We start from the raw sequence: 17,192 nt of genomic DNA on the forward strand, positions 1-17,192 counted from the left end.
GATCGGCTCGTCAATGCGGTAGCGTCCGGACAGGACGCGCGGCTCTACTGTCACTTCACTCCCTGGTGGAACTACAGCCAGACTAGCCTGGCCCGCACCTCTGCCGCTGACGTCCCCGGCCACCGCGTGCGTTATTAGCCGTCTGTCCTACGGTGTAGCACTCGGCGCCGGGTCGGGAGCGGGTGCCGTGGCCGCTTCAATCACGGCCTGCGCCTGCGGGGATTCACCGGAGTCTCGGCTCACACCGTTACCCGTGCAGGTCACGGTATAGGTGACGAAAAGCGACTGGCCGGGTGCGTTGGCCACGACCAGATCGATCGGCCGCTGAGTCGGACCGAAGGATGCCGTGGACTGACCGGTGGCTGGGAACGTTCCGTTCACCGCGGTCAGGTTGTATGCACTCACCGATCCGGTGCCAGACGGGCAGGTGAAGGCCGCCCAGTTGATCTGGACCGTCGATCCTTCTTCGACCGTCGTCGCCGAGGTGCCACCCTCGATGGTCGGAGCGGCGCTCGGCGGGTTGATCGGCGTGAGGTCACTGTAGAACGTCAGCACGAGCTCACGATCCTTCGGGACATTGCCTCGCGGCTCGATCGAGTAGACGAGGTTGACCTGGGCCGAATCAGTCGCCGCACGGCCGGGCGCGCAGGTCACCGTCGCCATCCCGGCAGCCAGCGCCGTCGCCCTAGCTTGTTCGCAGTCCTGGTCCATGAGGCTCAGTGCGTCGATATCGACCGTGGTCGGCGTTGGAGATTCGCTCGGAGTCTCGGAGGGCGTCTCTGACGGACCGCTTGACGAGGTTGTCGGGTCGGGAGCGGGTTCCTGATTTGCAAGGACCGCCCAAATGGTTCCACCCAGCACGAGTAGAAGGAGGGTGATCAAGGCGATCAGGGGCCAGGTCCATGGGCTGCGCTTGCGTTGCTCGCCCTCTTGCAACTCGACGGGAGTAGTAGCCGGAAGGATCATCGTTGCGCCGGCGGTATCACCCGCGGGAACGAGCAACTGCGTCGCGTCGTCGCCGACAGCAGCCCCTGTCGCGATCGCGGGAACCGCGGCCGCGGCTGCGGCGACGTCGCCGCGACGCAGTGCGGTTGCTGCACGGGCGACCGCGGCGGACGAGGCCGGCCGATCTTCAGGCTTTTTGGCGATCATCGCCATGACGAGGTTCTGCACGGGCACCGCAACGGTGGGCGGTAGGGCCGGCGGTGGTTCGTTGATCTGCGCCATCGCGATGGCCACTTGCGATTCGCCCGTGAAGGGGCGCTTTCCCGCGAGCGACTCGTACGCGACGATGCCGAGCGAGTAGGTGTCGGTCGCAGGGCTCGCCGAGTGACCCGAAGCCTGCTCGGGCGAGAGGTACTGCACTGTTCCCATGACCTGACCGGTGGCGGTGAGCGGCACCTGGTCGGCGATGCGGGCGATGCCGAAGTCGGTGATCTTCACACGCCCGTCCGGCGTGATGAGAAGGTTGCCCGGCTTGATGTCACGGTGGACGAGACCCGCAGAGTGTGCCGCCTGCAGGGCAGCGGACGTCTGGGCCACGATGTCGAGAGTCTTGTCGGTCGACAGCGACCCATCGCGCTCAAGAATCGTCGAGAGTGCTTCGCCCGGTACGAGTTCCATGACGAGGAACGCGGAGCCGGCCTCCTCGCCGTAGTCGAAGACGCTCGCGATTCCTTCGTGGTTCACCAGAGCGGCATGGCGGGCTTCGGCGCGGAAGCGCTCCAAGAAGCCCGGGTCGCCCATGTACTCGTCTTTGAGGATCTTGATGGCGACCGTGCGCCCGATGACGTGGTCGGTGGCCTCCCACACTTCACCCATACCGCCGATGGCGATGCGAGAGTCCAGCTCGTACCGGCCGCCGAAAGTCACACCTTGTGTCGGTCTCATCGTCCCAGCACCGCCTCCATGACCTTCTTCGCGATCGGCGCGGCGATCGTGTTGCCGCTACCCGACTGACCTTGACCGCCACCGTCTTCGACGACAACGGCAACCGCTACCTGCGGATTGTCTGCGGGGGCGAAACCGGTGAACCAGAGCGTGTACGGCCGCGTTGGACCATTCTCTGAGGTGCCGGTCTTACCTGCCACGTCGACCCCGTCTATTCTTGCACCCGACGCCGCGCCATCACTGACATTGGCGACCATCATCGTGACCAACTCCGCAGCGATGTCGGCATCCAGGGCCCGTCCGAACTCGGTGTCGTCAAAGGTCTGCTGCACTGACAGGTCCGCACCGATGACACGATCGACCATGCGCGGGCTCATCACGACCCCGTCGTTGGCGATACCGGCCGAGACCATAGCGATCTGCAGGGGCGTCGCCGTGACCTGGCCCTGGCCGAAGCCCGAAAGAGCGGTCTGGGCGTCGTCCATGATCGTGCGCGGGTAGCCCGAGGCGGTCGAGGTGAGTGGCATCTCGAATGACAGGTTGAAGCCGTACTTCTCGGCCTCCTCACGGATGGCGGTGTCGCCGAGTTCGATCGCGAGTTCGGCGAACGGGATGTTGCAGCTCAAGCGCAGAGCCTCCGCGAGCGTCACCGTCTCGCCCGGGCCGCAGGCTCCACCTGAGGCGTTGTAGACAACGCTGCTCGACTGCGGAAGCGGGAAGGAGGCGGGATTGGGCAACGTCGACTCCGGTGTGTAGTCGCCCGACGCGAGAGCGGCCGACGCGACGACGAGCTTGAAGGTGGATCCCGGCGGGTTCAAGTCGCCGCGGATCGCACGATTCGACAGAGGCTTCGTCGGGTCGGCTTCGAGTTCCGCGAAGAGCGCGTTGACCTCGTCGGCGTTGTGCGAGGCGAGCAGATTGGTGTCATAACTCGGGCTCGTCACCATCGCGAGGATGCGACCCGTTGAGGGTTCGATCGCGATGATTCCGCCCTGCAGGTTGCCGAGCGCTTCGAACGCCGCACGCTGGACCGAAGCATCCAAAGACAGCACGACATTGGAACCCTGCGGAGCCTGACCCGTGATGATGCGGTTGATGCGTGAGAGGAACTGCGAACTCGCCGTTCCGCTCAGGTCTTTGTTCATCGCCTGCTCGAGCCCGCTGGATGAACCGAGCACGGGGTTGATGTAACCCGTGACCGGCGCCCACATGGCGGGGTCGGTGTAGACGCGCTGCCAGCTGTACACATCATTGGATGGGACGGATGTCGCGATCGCTGCGCCGCTGGCGATGATCGAGCCGCGCTGCACGGCGTACGAGTCATAGAGCGCACGCCGGTTGTTCTCGTTCGCTGAGAGAGCCTCGGCCTGCACGACCTGGATCCAACTGGTGGCACCGAAGAGGGCGAGGAACATCACCAGCATCAGGATGCTGAGCCGTCTGAGTTCTTTTGTCACGGTCGACCCCTTCGGCCGACACGCACTCGCCGGCTCGTGCTCTTCAGGGTGTGCTCTTTAGTCACGGTCGACCCCTTCGGCCGACACGCACTCGCCGGCTCGTGCTCTTCAGGGTGTGCTCATTCGTCATCAGCCGATCACCACCCGGGGGCGTGAGCGGACGGCATCAGAAATGCGCAGGAGGAGGGCAACAATGATCCAGTTCGCGACCAGCGAGGACCCACCCGCCGCGAGGAAGGGGGTCGTGAGCCCGGTCAGCGGAATCAAGCGAGTGACGCCCCCGACCATGATGAACACCTGCATCGCGATCGTGAACGATAGCCCGGTCGCGAGGAGCTTGCCGAAGTCGTCTTGACCGGCGAGGCCGATGCGGATGCCACGGCTGGTGAACACCATGTACAGACACAGGATCGCAAAGACACCGATCAGCCCGAGCTCTTCGCCGAGACTCGGGAAGATGTAGTCGCTCTCGGCGACGGGAGTGAGCCACGGGCGTCCCTGGCCGAGTCCCGTTCCCACCAGTCCACCCTGGGCGAGTCCGAAGAGTCCGTTCACGAGCTGGAAGCTGCTGCCGTTGATCGTGTCGGGGTTGAACGGGTCGAGCCAGTTGGTGAAACGGCTTTGGACGTACGGCAGGACACGCGACGCGAGGAAGCCACCGACGACCACCAGAACGACACCGATCAGCACCCAGCTCGTCTTGCCGGTCGCGACGTAGAGCATCGCGATGAACATGCCGAAGATCAGCATTCCGGTTCCGAGGTCGCGCTGGAGCACGATGATGCCCAGCGAGATGCCCCAGATCACCAGGAGCGGTCCGAGTTCCCGCGCTCGCGGCCAGGTCATGCCGAGAAAACGCGTGCCGACCGACGTGAGGCTCTCGCGCGTGCGCACGAGATAGCCGGCGAAGAAGATGGCAAGCGAGATCTTCGCGAGCTCGCCGGGCTGGAAGGTGAAGAAGCCGAGTGAGACCCACACGTCGGCGTTCGCATCGGTGCCCAGGCCCGGAATGATCGGCAGGATCAGCAGGCCCATGCCGGCGAACCCGAAGATGTACGTGTACCGGAACAGCACGCGGTAGTTGCGCAGGAGCATCGTGACCGCGATGGCGAGCACGATCGCGATCGCCGCCCAGGCGAGTTGGCGAGTGGAGTAGCCCTCCCACCCGTTGCGGTTCCAGTGCAGATCGAGCCGATAGATCATTGCCAGCCCGATGCCGGTGAGCAGGGTGGCAATCGGCAGAACGAACGGATCAGCATCCCGTGCCCGCAAACGCAGCACGATGTGCATCGCGACCACCAGCACGGTGAGTCCGCCGCAGCAGTAGATGAGGAATCCGACGTCGAGCTCGCCGACGGCGCCCAGCTGGACGAGCACGACAGCAGAGGTGTAGATGATGATCGTGAAGATCAGCAGTCCGAGTTCGCGGTTGCGTTGGGTTTGCGGAACACGGATGCGGCGTAGCGCGCGGATCACGGCCGTGTCGGCTGCGACGGCATCGGTCGTCGGGGAAGCGGTCACGGTATGACCTCCCCGGTCGCGGCGATGCTGTCGACGATGCGGCGGGCGTCATCGAGGCTCTCGGCCGAAATCGTTGACTCCACCGTGGTGCGCGCGAACTCGGACAGCGAGTCCAGTTCGATGCCGGTGTCTTCGTGTGGCTGAGAGAGTGCGATCGGGCCGATGTTCTGTTGGATTCCGCGGAAGATCACGACGGAGTCTTCGTCGGCTCCGACGTAGAAGCGGGTCTGAGTCCACTGATATCCGCCGAAGATCGCTGCGGCGAGAAGTACCAGCACGAGTACGACGCCGACGGCCCAGCCGATGCGCCGCCCCCGTGCGCGACGACGATCCTCTTCGATGAGCTCTTCGAGGAACTCTGCCGCTGGCTCGAAGTGCGACGGTTCGTTCGCTGCCTGTCGGTTCGGGTGCAACCAGCTGGGTCGGCCGGGCCGGGCGGCCGGCACGTCGATACCGATCGGGTTCGACGCCGAGCCGACGATCGTCGGCGTTCCCGAGAAGAGCGGATGCTGCCCACCGACGTCGACGATGACGATCGTGACGTTGTCAGGGGCGCCGGCATCCAACGCCTGCTTGAGAAGATTGTCGGCGGTGCGCCCCGGCGCCATTCCGAGGCCCATCGCCTTGGCGGTGTGGGCGTCGTCCACCACACCGCACAAGCCGTCAGAGCAGAGTAGCCAGCGATCGCCGGGCTGAGTCGGCATGATGAACGTGTCGAGCTCGGGATCAGCGTCCATGTCACCGAGCACGCGCATGAGCACCGAGCGGCGGGGGTGATAGCGCGCCTCTTCGGGAGTGATTCGTCCCGAATCGACAAGTCGCTGGACGAACGTGTGGTCGGTCGTGATCTGGGTCAGTGCGTCGTCGCGGTAGAGGTAGATGCGCGAATCGCCGATGTGCGCGATGACCGCGTAGTCGTCGACCATCACGAGAGCACTGACGGTCGTGCCCATGCCGGCGAGCTCAGGCTTGACGTGCACGGTATCGATCAGCTCGACCGCCGCGTCGGCTATCGCATCAGCAAGCGCGCGCTCTGCTTCGGGCGGTGAGCCAAAGGGGTGGTCGAGGCTCTCCAACCGCGAGATCGCCAGGTGCGAGGCGACATCGCCACCGGCGTGCCCGCCCATTCCATCGGCGACAACGAAGAGGTTCGCACCGGCATAGCCGGAGTCCTGGTTATTGGCGCGCACCTTGCCGGTGTGCGAAATCGCAACGCTCGAACCCTGAAAGACCATGCGGGAGCGGGCTACTTCCGCAGCTCGAAGGTCGTGGCGCCGACCTTGATCGGAGCACCGACGTTCACGGGAACGGGGGACGCGACGCGCTCGCCGTTATGCCACGTGCCATTGGTCGAGTCGAGGTCCTGCAGCATCCACTGCTCACCCCAGAGCACCAACCGTGCGTGGTGACTGGAGGTGTAGTCGTCGCGGATGACGAGGCCCGACTCGCTGGAGCGCCCGATCGTGAGCGGCTCGTTGCCGAGCGGAAGCTCGAGTCCGGTCTTCGGACCGCTGGTGATCACGATGCGCGAGACGGTGGACGTCGTCGCTGCTCCGCCGGCGGCCCTGGGTGACGGGCGCGGAGAAGAAACGGGGGCCGTTGCGGCTGCCGCACGGTCCGGAGCTGGTGAGGGTGCCGCCGCGGGGACGGGCTCCGGCATCCGGCGCACTTTCACGCCGAAGAGGTCGGCTCGCAGCGAATAGATGACCGCGAACACGAAGCCCCACAGCAGGATCAGAAACCCGATGCGCAGGAGGAGCAGTGTGAGTTCACTCACGCGAGGGGTCCTTGTTCTCGGAGGTCGAAGGCACGCGTGGCATCTTCGGCAGGCATCGTCGGTTTCGGCGGAGCCGCTTGCGCGACGACCCGGAACACGATGTCGGTGTGACCGATGCGCACGGTCGAATCCGGCGGCAGAGCTGCCTCCTTCACCGGACGGCCGTTCAGTGACGTCCCGTTGGTGGAGTTCATGTCGCGCACCATCGCGCGTTCGCCGTCCCAGAGGATCTCGACATGCTTGCGGCTGGTGCCCGCGTCCGAGATGGTGATGTCAGCGTCAGACCCGCGTCCGATGACGGTGCGTGATGCGGTGAGCGGATGCCTCTTGCCTTCGACGTCCACCACCCCACGCCAAGCCACTCGCCCCTGCGCGGTGGAGGACTCCACGCGAAGAGTCCCGGTCGACAGCCCATGGTCACGGACGATCGAGATCGAGACCGGACCCGCGAAGGAGTAGCCCTGCGAACGCGCGTGCTTCTGCACGAGGGTGTGCAGCTCGTCGCCGAGGGCGGCACCGAGCGTCGCCATCCGCTCATCGTCTGCCGGGGCGAGGCTCACAGTGAACGTGTTGGGCGCGAGGATGCGATCGCGCGTGACGACTGCCGCCTTCTTGTCGAGTTCGCTGCGCAATGCCGAGGCGATTTCGACGGGCTGGATGCCGCTGCGGAAGGTCTTGGCGAACGCGCTGTTGACGGCGCGCTCGAGACCTTTCTCGAAGCTGTCAAGTAGTCCCACGGGGCTCCTCGGTCGGGGGGTGCCGGTTGGTACATGTTAGTTGGCTGGACTGAAAGCACGCAGAACTGCGTCGTTCGGCACTCAGAACCTCGCATGATATCCTCGCAAGGTTGAGTTCTGCGGGATCTTCGGATTCTGCAGCTCGCGCGAGTGGCGGAATAGGTAGACGCGCTGGCTTCAGGTGCCAGTGCCCGCAAGGGCGTGGGGGTTCAAGTCCCCCCTCGCGCACGACTCAATCACATAGCCCCTGATCAGGCATCAACTGGTCGGGGGCTGTGTCGTTCTCGTCCGGACGCCACTTACCCCGCGCCGTCCCAGCCCTTCACGCCCTCGAAGGCGATGCGCACCAGCGCCCGAGCACCCATCAGCGCGAGGATCAGCAGCGTCACCAACCAGAAGCCGCCGAGGCTCACGGACTCTCCGAAGACGGCGTCGACGAGCAGCAGGACGACGAACTTGCTCCCTGGCAACAGCGCGACGAGCGAAACGATGGAGATCACGCGGCGCCATACGTTCGGCGCGGTGCGGATGCTGCCGGTCACTCGCTTCTTCAGCGCCACCACGACTTCGAGCACGAGCTTGAGCAGGATCGCCGTCAGTACCGAAACCACGAAGGTCTCGGTGATCATCTGCGGGACGAACTGCGTCGCCAGGTTCAACACGAGCACGTAGACGAACACGTCCACCACATCGAGCGGCTCGATCCAGCTCCGTCGCGAGCGGGGCATCAGCTGCCGTCGAGCGACGGAAGCAGGGTGAAGACGATCTCTTCGATCTCGCGACCGACCCCGGGGGCGAACGCGACGTCGCGCGAGAGCTCGGTGAAACCGACCTTCTCGAGTACCGCGATCGAGGGGGCGTTGTGCGCGGCCGCGCGGGCGAACAGCGGGCGCTCCGCCTCGCGAGAGATCAGCATTCGCAGTGCCGCCGTCGCAACGCCGCGTCCCCACGCGTGCCGCGCGATCCAAAAACTCACTTCACGGTCGCCGTCGATCGTGAAGGCTGCAATGCTGCCGGCGAAACCGCCGTTCTCGGTGACGACGGCATAGAGCACATCGGGGTGGTCGCGCTGACGGGTGATCCATGCATCGAAGGCTTCGCGGTCGTCGGGGTCTGCGGCTGTGAAAGCGGCACGCGCGACGCCCTCGGGGTCGCGCATCATCTCGAAGATGGCGTCGAGGTCGTCATCGTCGAGGTCACGCAGCTCGATGTGGCTCACGGCCCCACCGTACCGAGCGCTGCACATTCCTGCGAGTGCTACGGCGATCGACGCAGCGCTCGCAGCAATCTGCCGCACTCGACGCGGGAACTCAGGCGAACCCGTGCAGCTCGCGCACGAGTGCCTGGGCGGAATCACCGTCACGAGCGGCGACCGCATCGCGCAGGCGCTCGTAACGGTCTGAGCGATCGATCGGACACGCGATGAACGGATGCCACTGCGACAGGTTTCGCCGGATCGCCATCTCGGCCTCGCGCAGGATCGTCAGAATCGCGACATTCCGTGTGGCTTGCGACACGACCGCGAAGAAGTTGATCGTCGCTTCCATCAGCACAACACGCTCGTCGGACCGCGAGGCCAGGACGATGGCGTCGGCGCGCTCCACCAAGATCGCGAGCGTCTCATCGTCGCAGCGACGCAGTGCCATGTGCAGGCAGTCGCCCATCAGATAGGCCACGAACTCGTCGGTGTCGCTGATGAGTTTGTCATTCGGCAACGACACCCGGGTGTACCGGTTCGGTGACACCTCGACGAGCCCGATGCGCTCGAGGCGCTGTAGCGCTTCACGCACGGGAGTGCGCGAGATGCCCAGTCGCTCTGCCAGGTCGTGGTCACGCAGACGTTCACCCGGAGCGAGCGTTCCGTCGAGGATCGCCTCACCCAGCGTGGTGTAGACCTCGTCACCCAGCACGGTCCCGTGCGGGTTCAAGGGGGTCAGCGGTGTGGCCATGGCGGGTTCCAGTGTACGTCGATCGATTCTCACGGATGGAGCTCATCCACAACCGCGAAACTCACGGCATTTACATGTCCCGCAGAGCCGATATATCGGTAGAGTATGCGTGTCACGCCTGGCGTGACCTATCCGGGGGGATCCGTCGACGTCCGGGCTTAGAGCACCGCTCGGCCCGGGCGTTCGATGGCCGCGCATATCGGCTGTGCAACATTTGTGTCACCATCTTTCGACACCCTGCGAATCTGCTGACCTGCTTCGTTAGCGTGGAATCGATTCGCGCACGTGGCGCGGACACGCAAGGAACGGCATTTCATGAGCACGCAGGGCACCGTCAAGTGGTTCAACTCGGAGAAGGGCTTCGGCTTCATCGCTCCGGACGAGGGTGGCGCAGACGTTTTCGCGCACTACACCGCAATCCAGGCGGGCGGCTACCGCTCGCTTGAAGAGAACCAGCGCGTCGAGTTCGAAATCGCCCAGGGCCCCAAGGGCCTGCAGGCGGAGGACATCCGTCCTCTCTGAGCCTCAGGCTCACGAACGCTTCGGCGCACCTGTGCCGCGGCATCCTGAACCCACACTTCGGAGAACGAAGCGTCAGGCGACGGATGCCGCGGCTCAGTCGCGCTCGCCGCGTACCAACTCCAACCCGGCCTCGGCGAACTGACGCACTGTCGCGTCGGGCAAGAACGCACGGGTCAGCGCCGCGCCGATTCGCGTGAGGTCGGCTTCGTCCCGGAACAGCAGGTACATCGTCTCGTACCGGGGGTGGAACTTCTCTTTGAAGCGGTGCAGTGAAGCGAAGCCGTAGACCGGCTCGAGCTTGTCGGCCAGCCAATCGGAGAGCGTGGCGATGGCCCCCGCATCCGGCGGGTACTCGTGCGCGAGCGGAGCCCCGGAGAGCGACATGATCTGCGCTCCCTCTTCGGAGAACGCCCGCGCTGACGAGCCGATGAGGTACTCCATCACCGGCGGGAACCCGCCGTCACGCCGGCGCATCAGGTCGAGCGTCCACCCCCGGATCGCGCCGTCGGCGGAGTACACCGGAAGCCACGACAAGAACCCGTCGACATCGCCCGACGGCGAGATGGCGAGAGCGAGCCGCACCTCGGGCACTTCTGCCTCTTCGAGGGTGCCCAGGGTGAAGCGCATCTCAGGCAAGCCCTTGTCGCCGACCCACATCTCAGAGATCGCGCGTACCTGCTGCTGAACGCCCCACGGCTCGTCACGCAGGTGTGTCAGGCGGAAGGTCATCTCTTCGCGACCGGCACGGTTGAGCGACGAGCGCACCGAGTTCCACTGCTTGCCGGTGAACTGCAGGCCGGGGAGATCGACAATGGTGTCATCGGCGACGACGATGCTACGCCACGTTGGGGGGACTGCAGCCCGGGTTGCTTCGTCCGAGCTGAAGAAGCACGGGATGAGGCCCGCGGCCTCGGTCGTGCGGATGAACTCCTGCACTGCGGCAGCGCGGGATGCCTCAGGCCCGAGGGGATCCGAGAGCGCCAGGGCGACGCCTGCGCGACGCTGGTAGGCCACGACGCCTCCGGACGGCACGCGTGCGTAGGAGTTGCCGTCCCAGGTGGTCATCCACGACAGTGTTCCGCCCCCGTGGGCCTTCAGTATCTCCTTCACTTCGTCCTGATCCGGCGCGGGCTGGATCCCCAAACGCGACGACCGTTTCGACCGGAAGGCCGCACGAACCCAAATCAGATACGTGACCATCAGGATCCAGAGGAACCCGCTCGCAAGGAGCAGTTCGACGCCGCTGACATCCAACTCATCGATCCACCCCGGGCCGATCGCGACGATCACAGCGACCACGACGGCGGCGACCAGCAGGTTGATGATGCCCAGCACCAGCGCGACGATCCACGCCCAACGTCGGCCACGCCGCAATCCGTTCGCAATGAGCAGGATGATGAGCGCGTCGACCGCGGCGTCGATGAAACCGCCGGTCGCGGGTTGGGTCTGACCGAACGGCCCATCCGTGGGGATCACGATCGTGATGATCTGGATCGTGCCCATCACAATGAGACCGATCCATGCCAGAAGACGCTGTTCGCGCACGGTCGTCCGCTGCACGCGCAACGAGCGGTCGACGAACAGGATCAGCAGGACGGCGATCAGGTGCTCGAGGTCAGCCAGCTCGCCCCAGTAGAACATCGCGATGAAGACGAAGGCGAGCAGGATGAGCCATCCACGCACGCGCCACGGCGGCTTCGCCAGGCCGACGGCCGCAGCGATGCAGGCCATTGTTCCGCCGGAGGCGCCGACGTCCAGGGCCTGCGCTTCGGTCTGCGCCCAGACCCACGGCGTCAACGCCAGCAGCCCCAGCACCAGCGCGGTGGCGAAGATCGCGAACAGTTGCCCCACCCAGAAGTACGCCAGCGCCACACGGCTGCCCCGCCGGTATTCGAGATAGCCCATGCCGATGAAGCTCGCGATGGTGAACAGGTAGACCCATGGCTGATTGACGAAGAACGTGCCGACCACCGGCGTCCACCAGCGGCCTTCGAGCAGAGCGGGCAGGCCGTACGCGACGTACTCATAGAGAGGAGAGTCCTCGAACGACGACCACAGACCGCCGAACACCACCCCTATCGCGAGCATCACCAGCACGAAGGTGAGGGTGGCGGGAATGCTTCGGGCGAGTACCCACACGGGGTGCGGCGTCGGAGTTTTCTGCTCGCTCATACCGGTCACGATAGCGACCCTCGGTGTCAGCGCTGGCCTCGGTGGGAGTAATCGGCCAGCGCGATCGCATCTTCGGCGTCGCGCATGGCGCGACGCGCAGCATCCAAAGCCGCCACCGGATCATCAGATCCGCGCGCGCTCGCCAACTCGCTCTGCGCCGACATCAACCGTGCGCGAGCATCGGCACCGGCATGAGAATGAGCGACGGATGCCTCGGCTCGCACGACCACCGCACGCGCGGCCGCGAGGGTTCCGGGCAGAGCGGTGCGCGCTCCGCGAAGCCGTTGCTGCGCAGTCCGCGCATCGCCGAGGGCGAGGTCGAGACGGTCGCGGAGCCGCGCGATGGCGTCGATGGCCCGAGTGGGATGCCGTACCGCGGTCGCCTCGGCTGCATCGAGGCCCTCGATCACGGCCCGGATCTCGAGCCCGAGGCGCTCACCATCGACGGGCTCAAGACTCTCGCGGATGGTCATCGCCTGGCGGACGGCGGTGCGCGCTGCGGTCAGTTCACCCTCGACCGCCAGCGACGCCTGCGAAACGAGCCGGTGAGTCTCTTCGAGAGTTCGTGCCTCGGTCTCGGCGCGACGGAGTGACCGCTCCGCCTCGGCGACGTCGGCGAGTGCCGACCGGGTCGGGTCATCGGCGTGGGCCGTGGCCCGTGCGAGCGCGGCCTCTGCCGAGTCGGCTTCGTCGACAGCCGCCGCGGCAGCCGAAGACGCTGACGCCCACTCCTCCTCGGCGAAACGGGAAGAGAGGTCGGAGACGAGGGCTGCCGGGTCTCCGAGTGCTGCGCGCACGGCGGCCAGTCGGGCCTTCGCCGCGGCGATCTGTTGGGGAGCCGACACGTTCGCGTGGACCCACGCACTGTGCTCGACGCGGGCCTTCTCGATCGACTTCAGCGCGGAATCGGAGCGCGAGCGGATGCGCGCCGCGACGCGGCGAATGTCAGCAGGCGAGGCATCCGACCCCGAAATGGTGCGGTACTCCTCGAACGATGCATCGCGGACGTGCCCCGCACTCAGGCGTGCGCGGCGCAGGGACGAGGGCGCCCCGCCTCCGTACAGCGCACCCGACAGGCCGACCTCGAGATCGAGCTCATCGACCGCGTCATCGAGACGCACAAGCGCCACGCCCGCATGATCGCGCTGAGCTTCGGCAGCCTTGCGCGCTCGAGGCGAGCGGCGGGCTTGACGGATCGCCCAGACGATCACCGCGAGGGCGATCGCGGTAACGCCGAACACGACGAGCGCGGGCACCGCCCACTGCAGAATCGCAGCGACGATTTCAGGCATCGACGGGGTCCAGCAGAAGCAGGGCGCGCAACTCGTCCATCGTGTCGACGGCAGCAGTAGCCCCGTCGGACTCGTGCGGCCAGCTGAAACCCCAGCGGACGAACACCGTGGGGATGCCGTGCACAGCGGCGCCCTCGACATCGTGATGGCGATCGCCGATCAGCACGGGACGGCTCGTGTCGACGCCCGCGACCTCCAGCCGCCGAAGTGCCTCGGCGACGATGTCGGCCTTGGTCGCTAGCGTGCGCTCATCGGCGGTGGCCCCGACGATGGCGGTGAATGCGGGCGTGAGTTCGAAGTGTTCCATGAGGGCGTTGACCTGGATCTCGGGCTTCGAACTCGCCGTCGCCTGCGGCACACCGGCAGCATCGATCTCGTGGATCAGCTCGCTCACACCGGGGAAGAGCTTCGCCCCGGCGGAGTAGCCCTCCTTCTTATTGAGACCGCGATAGAAGGTGACGGCGTCGGACGCCTCATCCGGAGTCATTCCCACGTTCACCTGGAACGACTGGTACATCGGCGGGCCGATCCAGTGCACGAGTTCCGCACGCGTGGGCGGCGTCTTGCCGAAGTGCTCGAGAGCGGTGGTCAGTCGGCGGAGGATTCCCTCTGATGCGTCGACGATCGTTCCGTCGACATCCCACAGGATGCAGGTCCAGGGTGAGCGGCGCGGCATGGCTCCACCCTATGCGGCCTGAGTCAGCTCGGTTCTGCGAGGGTCTCGATCCGACGCTCGACCTTGACACGCAGCGGCTCGTGTCAAAACAGTCGGGGTGCCCCGGAGTCCGTGCCCTTCATGCCGTCGTAGTCGAGAGTGACGCACCGGATGCCTCGATCTGCCGCGAGCACTTTGGCCTGAGGCTTGATCTCTTGCGCGGCGAACACTCCGGTCACCGGAGCCAGGTGCGGGTCACGATTGAGAAGTTCGAGATAGCGGGTCAATTGCTCGACACCGTCGATGTCGCCCCGCCGCTTGACCTCGACAGCGATCGTGCCGCCGGCCGGGTCGCGTAACAGGAGGTCGACCGGCCCGATCGCGGTGGGGAACTCGCGACGGACGAGGGTGAGTTCATCGCCGATCACCTCGACCTGTTCGGCAAGCAGTCGCTGCAGGTCAGCCTCGACGCCATCCTTCTGCAGACCCGGGTCTACACCGAGATCGAACATCGTGTCGTGCAGTACCTCATAGATGCGCACGAGAAGGGCATCACCGGTCTTTGCATGCGTGACCCGCCAATGCTCGAGCACTCCTGCGGCGGCGGAGTCGGCATCCGGACTCTCGACGTCCAGGCGGCAGGGCGGAGACATCCAGTTCAGCGGCTTGTACGAGCCGCCGTCGGAATGCACCAGCAGCGACCCATCGCCCTTGTGTACGAGCAGGCGCGTAGCGAGGGGCAGGTGCGCGGTGAGGCGACCGGTGTAGTCGACCGAGCAGCGGGCAATGACAAGACGCACCCGCCTACCCTAGCCGCGGTCGGCTCAGTGGCTGCGCGAAGGACTGTGCGTGTGACCTGCGCCGACCGTCGAGGTGGCGAGAGGCTTTGCTGCGCCCGAGAACAGGCCCGACAGTGCGATGAGCACCACGATGATCCACAGCGTGGGAAGGATGCCGATCTCATGGCTGATCCACCCGAGGATCGGAGGGCCGCACAGGAAGGCGAGATAGCCGATGGTCGCCGCGGCCGAGACGGATGCCGCCGCCTTGGCGGGATCGTCGGCAGCGGCTGACATGCCGAGCGGGAACCCGAGCGATGCGCCGGCTCCCCAGAGCGCGATGCCGACGAAAGCGATCGGGAGGTTCGGCGCGAGGATGAACATCACGAGGCCGACGACTGCGGCGATCGAGAGTATCCGGAGCGTCCACACTCGGCCGAGCCAGTCGACGAGAGGGCCGCCGAGAACACGGAAAACCGTCATCGCGACGGAGAAGACCGTGAGCGCGATCGCACCGACCGTCTGCGACTCCCGGTGGCCATCGACCATCGCGATCGTGAGCCAGTCGTTCGCACTGCCCTCGGCGAAGGCCATGCCGAGCATGATCACGCCGATCGCGTAGGTGCGCGGATCGCGCCAGACCGCGAGGGCCACGGTGAACCGCTCGCGACGGGACGCCTTGGTACCAGGTTCATCCTGAACGAGTTCGCGGACCGGCACGGCGCCGAGCGATGCGAGCCCGGTGATGAGGACGAGAATTCCCACGGCCCAGAGGTGCCACGCGACACCGACGCCCCAGGCCACGATCGCCACACCGATCCCGGCTCCGGCGACGGTTCCGAAGCTGAAGAACGCGTGGAACAGTGGCATGAGTGTCTTGCCGAACGACTGCTCGACGGCTGCCGCCTCGACGTTCATCATGACGTCGGTGGCGCTCATGCCCGCACCCATCAGGGCGAGACCGATCGCGGTCACTTCGTACGACTGAAGGAACTGGACCCCGAGGCCGACGATCATGAGGCCCAGCGAGAAGGCCATGATCGTCCCGAACATCCCTCGTCGGGCACCCCACCGCACGACGATGACGTTCGCGAGCGAGAGGCCGACGATCGCGGCCGCACCAGAGACGAACAGCAGCACGCCGATCTGCAGATCGTTGATGCCGAGGTCGATCTTGACCGCCGGAAGCCGTGCCGCCCACGACGCGAAGCCGAGCCCCGTCGCGAAGAAGATCGCGAAGATCGCGGTGCGCCAGCGCACCAGCTGGGGTCGAGTCAAAACGCCATCCATGACGACAACGGTACCGAATCGATTCGGCTTCTGTCGAATCGATTCGACAGAAGCCCAACGCCGCGAGTACGATCGACCCCGTCATGAGCACACGCCGGGCCACCATCTCTGACGTCGCGCGCGAAGCAGGGGTTTCGCCATCGACGGCCTCCGTGGTGTTCAGCGGCAAGACCCCGGTTTCTGATGCGACGCGTCGACGCGTGGTGGATGCTGCGTCGGCCCTCGGCTACACCGGGCCTGACCCCCGCGCCGCGTCGTTGCGTACCGGGCGCTCGGGCATCGTCGGGGTCGTCTTCGAAGAGCACCTCGGCACCGCCTTTCTCGACCCCGTCAAGACCTTGATGATGGATGGCCTCACCGAGGCGGTCGCTCCGCTCGGTGCGGGCCTGCTCCTCCTGCGCGACCAAGAGACGGGCCAAGGCCCTTCGCTGACGACGGCGCCGCTGGATGCCGCTGTTCTGATCGGCTGCAGCGGCCTGCTGCGCGAGTCGCTGAACACGGTGCGTGCCCGAGGCATCCCGGTCGTCGTCATCGAGGGCGATGCCGGTGAGGACGTGCCGCGCATCGAGCTCGACAACCGCGAGGCGCAGGCGCAGGCCGCTCGTCACCTGCGCGGGCTGGGCCATGTCGACGTGGCGATCGTGACCCTCCCCGCTCGCACAGGCTGGCAGCGCGGCTGGGTGCTGGATTCCACACCGATCACGATCGACGTCACTCGTGAACGCCTGGCCGGTGCCCGGGACGTGTATCCGGATGCCGTCGCCTATGCCGCGGCCGGCAGCTTCATCGACGAAGGGCTCGCCGCGGGTCGAGCGATCCTCTCGCGGCCCGGACCCTTGCCCACGGCGATTCTCGCGCAGAGCGACCTGCTCGCGGCGGGTGTCATCCGTGCCGCCGAGGAGGCGGGGCTGCGTGTTCCCGAGGACCTCAGTGTGACCGGCTTCGACGGCATCGTGGTCGACGGCCTGGCGCCCTACGAGTTGACGACTCTCGTCCAGCCCGCCGCCGAGAAGGGTCGTGCCGCGGGCCACGCGGTCGCCGCGATGCTGGGCGGTGCGGAGGCGGTATCCATCCGCTTCACGTGCGCCTTTCGCGGGGGCAACACCACTGCTGTCGCCCCCGCGCGCGAGTAGGCCGTGACCTGGCGCGCA

At 66.1% G+C, this 17,192-nt stretch carries 16 protein-coding genes and 1 tRNA gene; 3 read left to right on the top strand and 14 right to left on the bottom strand.

Annotated elements, in window-relative coordinates; all coding sequences use genetic code 11:
- Window positions 1-147 precede the first annotated feature (147 nt).
- The 6 genes from LG299_RS11230 to LG299_RS11255 form a co-directional block, all read right to left on the bottom strand.
- On the bottom strand, window positions 148-1,890 hold the full coding sequence (locus tag LG299_RS11230) for a serine/threonine-protein kinase (RefSeq protein WP_404430222.1): 1,743 nt from the start codon (window positions 1,888-1,890) through the stop codon (window positions 148-150).
- A complete protein-coding gene (locus LG299_RS11235) occupies window positions 1,887-3,347 on the bottom strand; it encodes a peptidoglycan D,D-transpeptidase FtsI family protein (protein ID WP_404430224.1) in 1,461 nt (486 codons plus the stop codon). The genes LG299_RS11230 and LG299_RS11235 overlap by 4 nt, the downstream gene beginning before the upstream one ends.
- A 129-nt stretch (window positions 3,348-3,476) precedes the next feature.
- Entirely contained in the window at window positions 3,477-4,868 is a 1,392-nt protein-coding gene (locus LG299_RS11240) for an FtsW/RodA/SpoVE family cell cycle protein (protein WP_404430226.1), read from the bottom strand.
- Window positions 4,865-6,103: a PP2C family protein-serine/threonine phosphatase gene (locus LG299_RS11245; RefSeq protein WP_404430228.1), complete on the bottom strand. Its 1,239-nt coding sequence runs from the start codon at window positions 6,101-6,103 to the stop codon at window positions 4,865-4,867. The genes LG299_RS11240 and LG299_RS11245 overlap by 4 nt, the downstream gene beginning before the upstream one ends.
- Window positions 6,104-6,114: 11 nt before the next feature.
- Window positions 6,115-6,645, bottom strand: coding sequence for an FHA domain-containing protein (locus tag LG299_RS11250; RefSeq protein WP_404430230.1), 531 nt, complete (start codon window positions 6,643-6,645; stop codon window positions 6,115-6,117).
- Window positions 6,642-7,382, bottom strand: coding sequence for an FhaA domain-containing protein (locus LG299_RS11255; protein WP_404430232.1), 741 nt, complete (start codon window positions 7,380-7,382; stop codon window positions 6,642-6,644). The genes LG299_RS11250 and LG299_RS11255 overlap by 4 nt, the downstream gene beginning before the upstream one ends.
- A 144-nt stretch (window positions 7,383-7,526) precedes the next feature.
- Between LG299_RS11255 and LG299_RS11260 the strand changes: the two genes are divergently transcribed.
- Window positions 7,527-7,610, top strand: a tRNA-Leu gene (locus LG299_RS11260).
- A gap of 71 nt (window positions 7,611-7,681) precedes the next feature.
- On the opposite strand, the gene LG299_RS11265 is transcribed toward LG299_RS11260, so the two are convergent.
- The 3 genes from LG299_RS11265 to LG299_RS11275 form a co-directional block, all read right to left on the bottom strand.
- A complete protein-coding gene (locus LG299_RS11265; protein WP_404430234.1) occupies window positions 7,682-8,110 on the bottom strand; it encodes a hypothetical protein in 429 nt (142 codons plus the stop codon).
- Entirely contained in the window at window positions 8,110-8,601 is a 492-nt protein-coding gene (locus LG299_RS11270; RefSeq protein WP_404430236.1) for a GNAT family N-acetyltransferase, read from the bottom strand. The genes LG299_RS11265 and LG299_RS11270 overlap by 1 nt, the downstream gene beginning before the upstream one ends.
- A 91-nt stretch (window positions 8,602-8,692) precedes the next feature.
- Window positions 8,693-9,331 carry a GntR family transcriptional regulator gene (locus LG299_RS11275; protein ID WP_404430238.1) on the bottom strand — a complete coding sequence of 213 codons (639 nt, stop codon included), beginning with the start codon at window positions 9,329-9,331 and terminating at the stop codon, window positions 8,693-8,695.
- 315 nt (window positions 9,332-9,646) lie between these two features.
- Here LG299_RS11275 and LG299_RS11280 point away from each other — a divergent pair, with 315 nt between their 5' ends.
- Window positions 9,647-9,853 carry a cold-shock protein gene (locus tag LG299_RS11280; protein WP_404430239.1) on the top strand — a complete coding sequence of 69 codons (207 nt, stop codon included), beginning with the start codon at window positions 9,647-9,649 and terminating at the stop codon, window positions 9,851-9,853.
- A gap of 93 nt (window positions 9,854-9,946) precedes the next feature.
- Here the strand turns inward: LG299_RS11280 and LG299_RS11285 are convergent, their stop codons facing one another.
- The 5 genes from LG299_RS11285 to LG299_RS11305 all read right to left on the bottom strand — a co-directional run bounded on the left by LG299_RS11285 (window position 9,947) and on the right by LG299_RS11305 (window position 16,041).
- Window positions 9,947-12,025 (bottom strand): bifunctional lysylphosphatidylglycerol flippase/synthetase MprF, encoded by a 2,079-nt coding sequence (locus LG299_RS11285; RefSeq protein WP_404430241.1) that lies wholly within the window; start codon window positions 12,023-12,025, stop codon window positions 9,947-9,949.
- Between the two features lie 26 nt (window positions 12,026-12,051).
- Complete coding sequence (locus LG299_RS11290) at window positions 12,052-13,317, bottom strand: hypothetical protein (protein ID WP_404430243.1); 1,266 nt, start codon at window positions 13,315-13,317, stop codon at window positions 12,052-12,054.
- Complete coding sequence (locus tag LG299_RS11295; RefSeq protein ID WP_404430245.1) at window positions 13,310-13,993, bottom strand: HAD hydrolase-like protein; 684 nt, start codon at window positions 13,991-13,993, stop codon at window positions 13,310-13,312. The genes LG299_RS11290 and LG299_RS11295 overlap by 8 nt, the downstream gene beginning before the upstream one ends.
- A gap of 83 nt (window positions 13,994-14,076) precedes the next feature.
- Window positions 14,077-14,772, bottom strand: a complete 696-nt coding sequence (gene nucS, locus LG299_RS11300) for an endonuclease NucS (protein WP_404430247.1) — start codon at window positions 14,770-14,772, stop codon at window positions 14,077-14,079.
- Window positions 14,773-14,796: 24 nt separating this feature from the next.
- Complete coding sequence (locus LG299_RS11305; RefSeq protein WP_404430249.1) at window positions 14,797-16,041, bottom strand: MFS transporter; 1,245 nt, start codon at window positions 16,039-16,041, stop codon at window positions 14,797-14,799.
- Window positions 16,042-16,124: 83 nt separating this feature from the next.
- Here LG299_RS11305 and LG299_RS11310 point away from each other — a divergent pair, with 83 nt between their 5' ends.
- Window positions 16,125-17,174: a LacI family DNA-binding transcriptional regulator gene (locus LG299_RS11310; RefSeq protein ID WP_404430251.1), complete on the top strand. Its 1,050-nt coding sequence runs from the start codon at window positions 16,125-16,127 to the stop codon at window positions 17,172-17,174.
- Window positions 17,175-17,192: the final 18 nt, after the last annotated feature.

The organism is Microbacterium lacus, from assembly GCF_044794305.1.
In the GTDB taxonomy this organism is placed as follows: domain Bacteria; phylum Actinomycetota; class Actinomycetes; order Actinomycetales; family Microbacteriaceae; genus Microbacterium; species Microbacterium lacus_B.

Bases quoted from the DNA above. Each gene is read 5' to 3' on its own strand.
- LG299_RS11265 (WP_404430234.1), bottom strand. From the start codon at position 8,110: ATGCCCCGCTCGCGACGGAGCTGGATCGAGCCGCTCGATGTGGTGGAC.
- LG299_RS11290 (WP_404430243.1), bottom strand. From the start codon at position 13,317: ATGCCTGAAATCGTCGCTGCGATTCTGCAGTGGGCGGTGCCCGCGCTC.
- LG299_RS11310 (WP_404430251.1), top strand. From the start codon at position 16,125: ATGAGCACACGCCGGGCCACCATCTCTGACGTCGCGCGCGAAGCAGGG.
- LG299_RS11275 (WP_404430238.1), bottom strand. From the start codon at position 9,331: ATGGCCACACCGCTGACCCCCTTGAACCCGCACGGGACCGTGCTGGGT.
- LG299_RS11305 (WP_404430249.1), bottom strand. From the start codon at position 16,041: ATGGATGGCGTTTTGACTCGACCCCAGCTGGTGCGCTGGCGCACCGCG.
- LG299_RS11280 (WP_404430239.1), top strand. From the start codon at position 9,647: ATGAGCACGCAGGGCACCGTCAAGTGGTTCAACTCGGAGAAGGGCTTC.
- LG299_RS11245 (WP_404430228.1), bottom strand. From the start codon at position 6,103: ATGGTCTTTCAGGGTTCGAGCGTTGCGATTTCGCACACCGGCAAGGTG.
- LG299_RS11230 (WP_404430222.1), bottom strand. From the start codon at position 1,890: ATGAGACCGACACAAGGTGTGACTTTCGGCGGCCGGTACGAGCTGGAC.
- LG299_RS11295 (WP_404430245.1), bottom strand. From the start codon at position 13,993: ATGCCGCGCCGCTCACCCTGGACCTGCATCCTGTGGGATGTCGACGGA.
- LG299_RS11285 (WP_404430241.1), bottom strand. From the start codon at position 12,025: ATGAGCGAGCAGAAAACTCCGACGCCGCACCCCGTGTGGGTACTCGCC.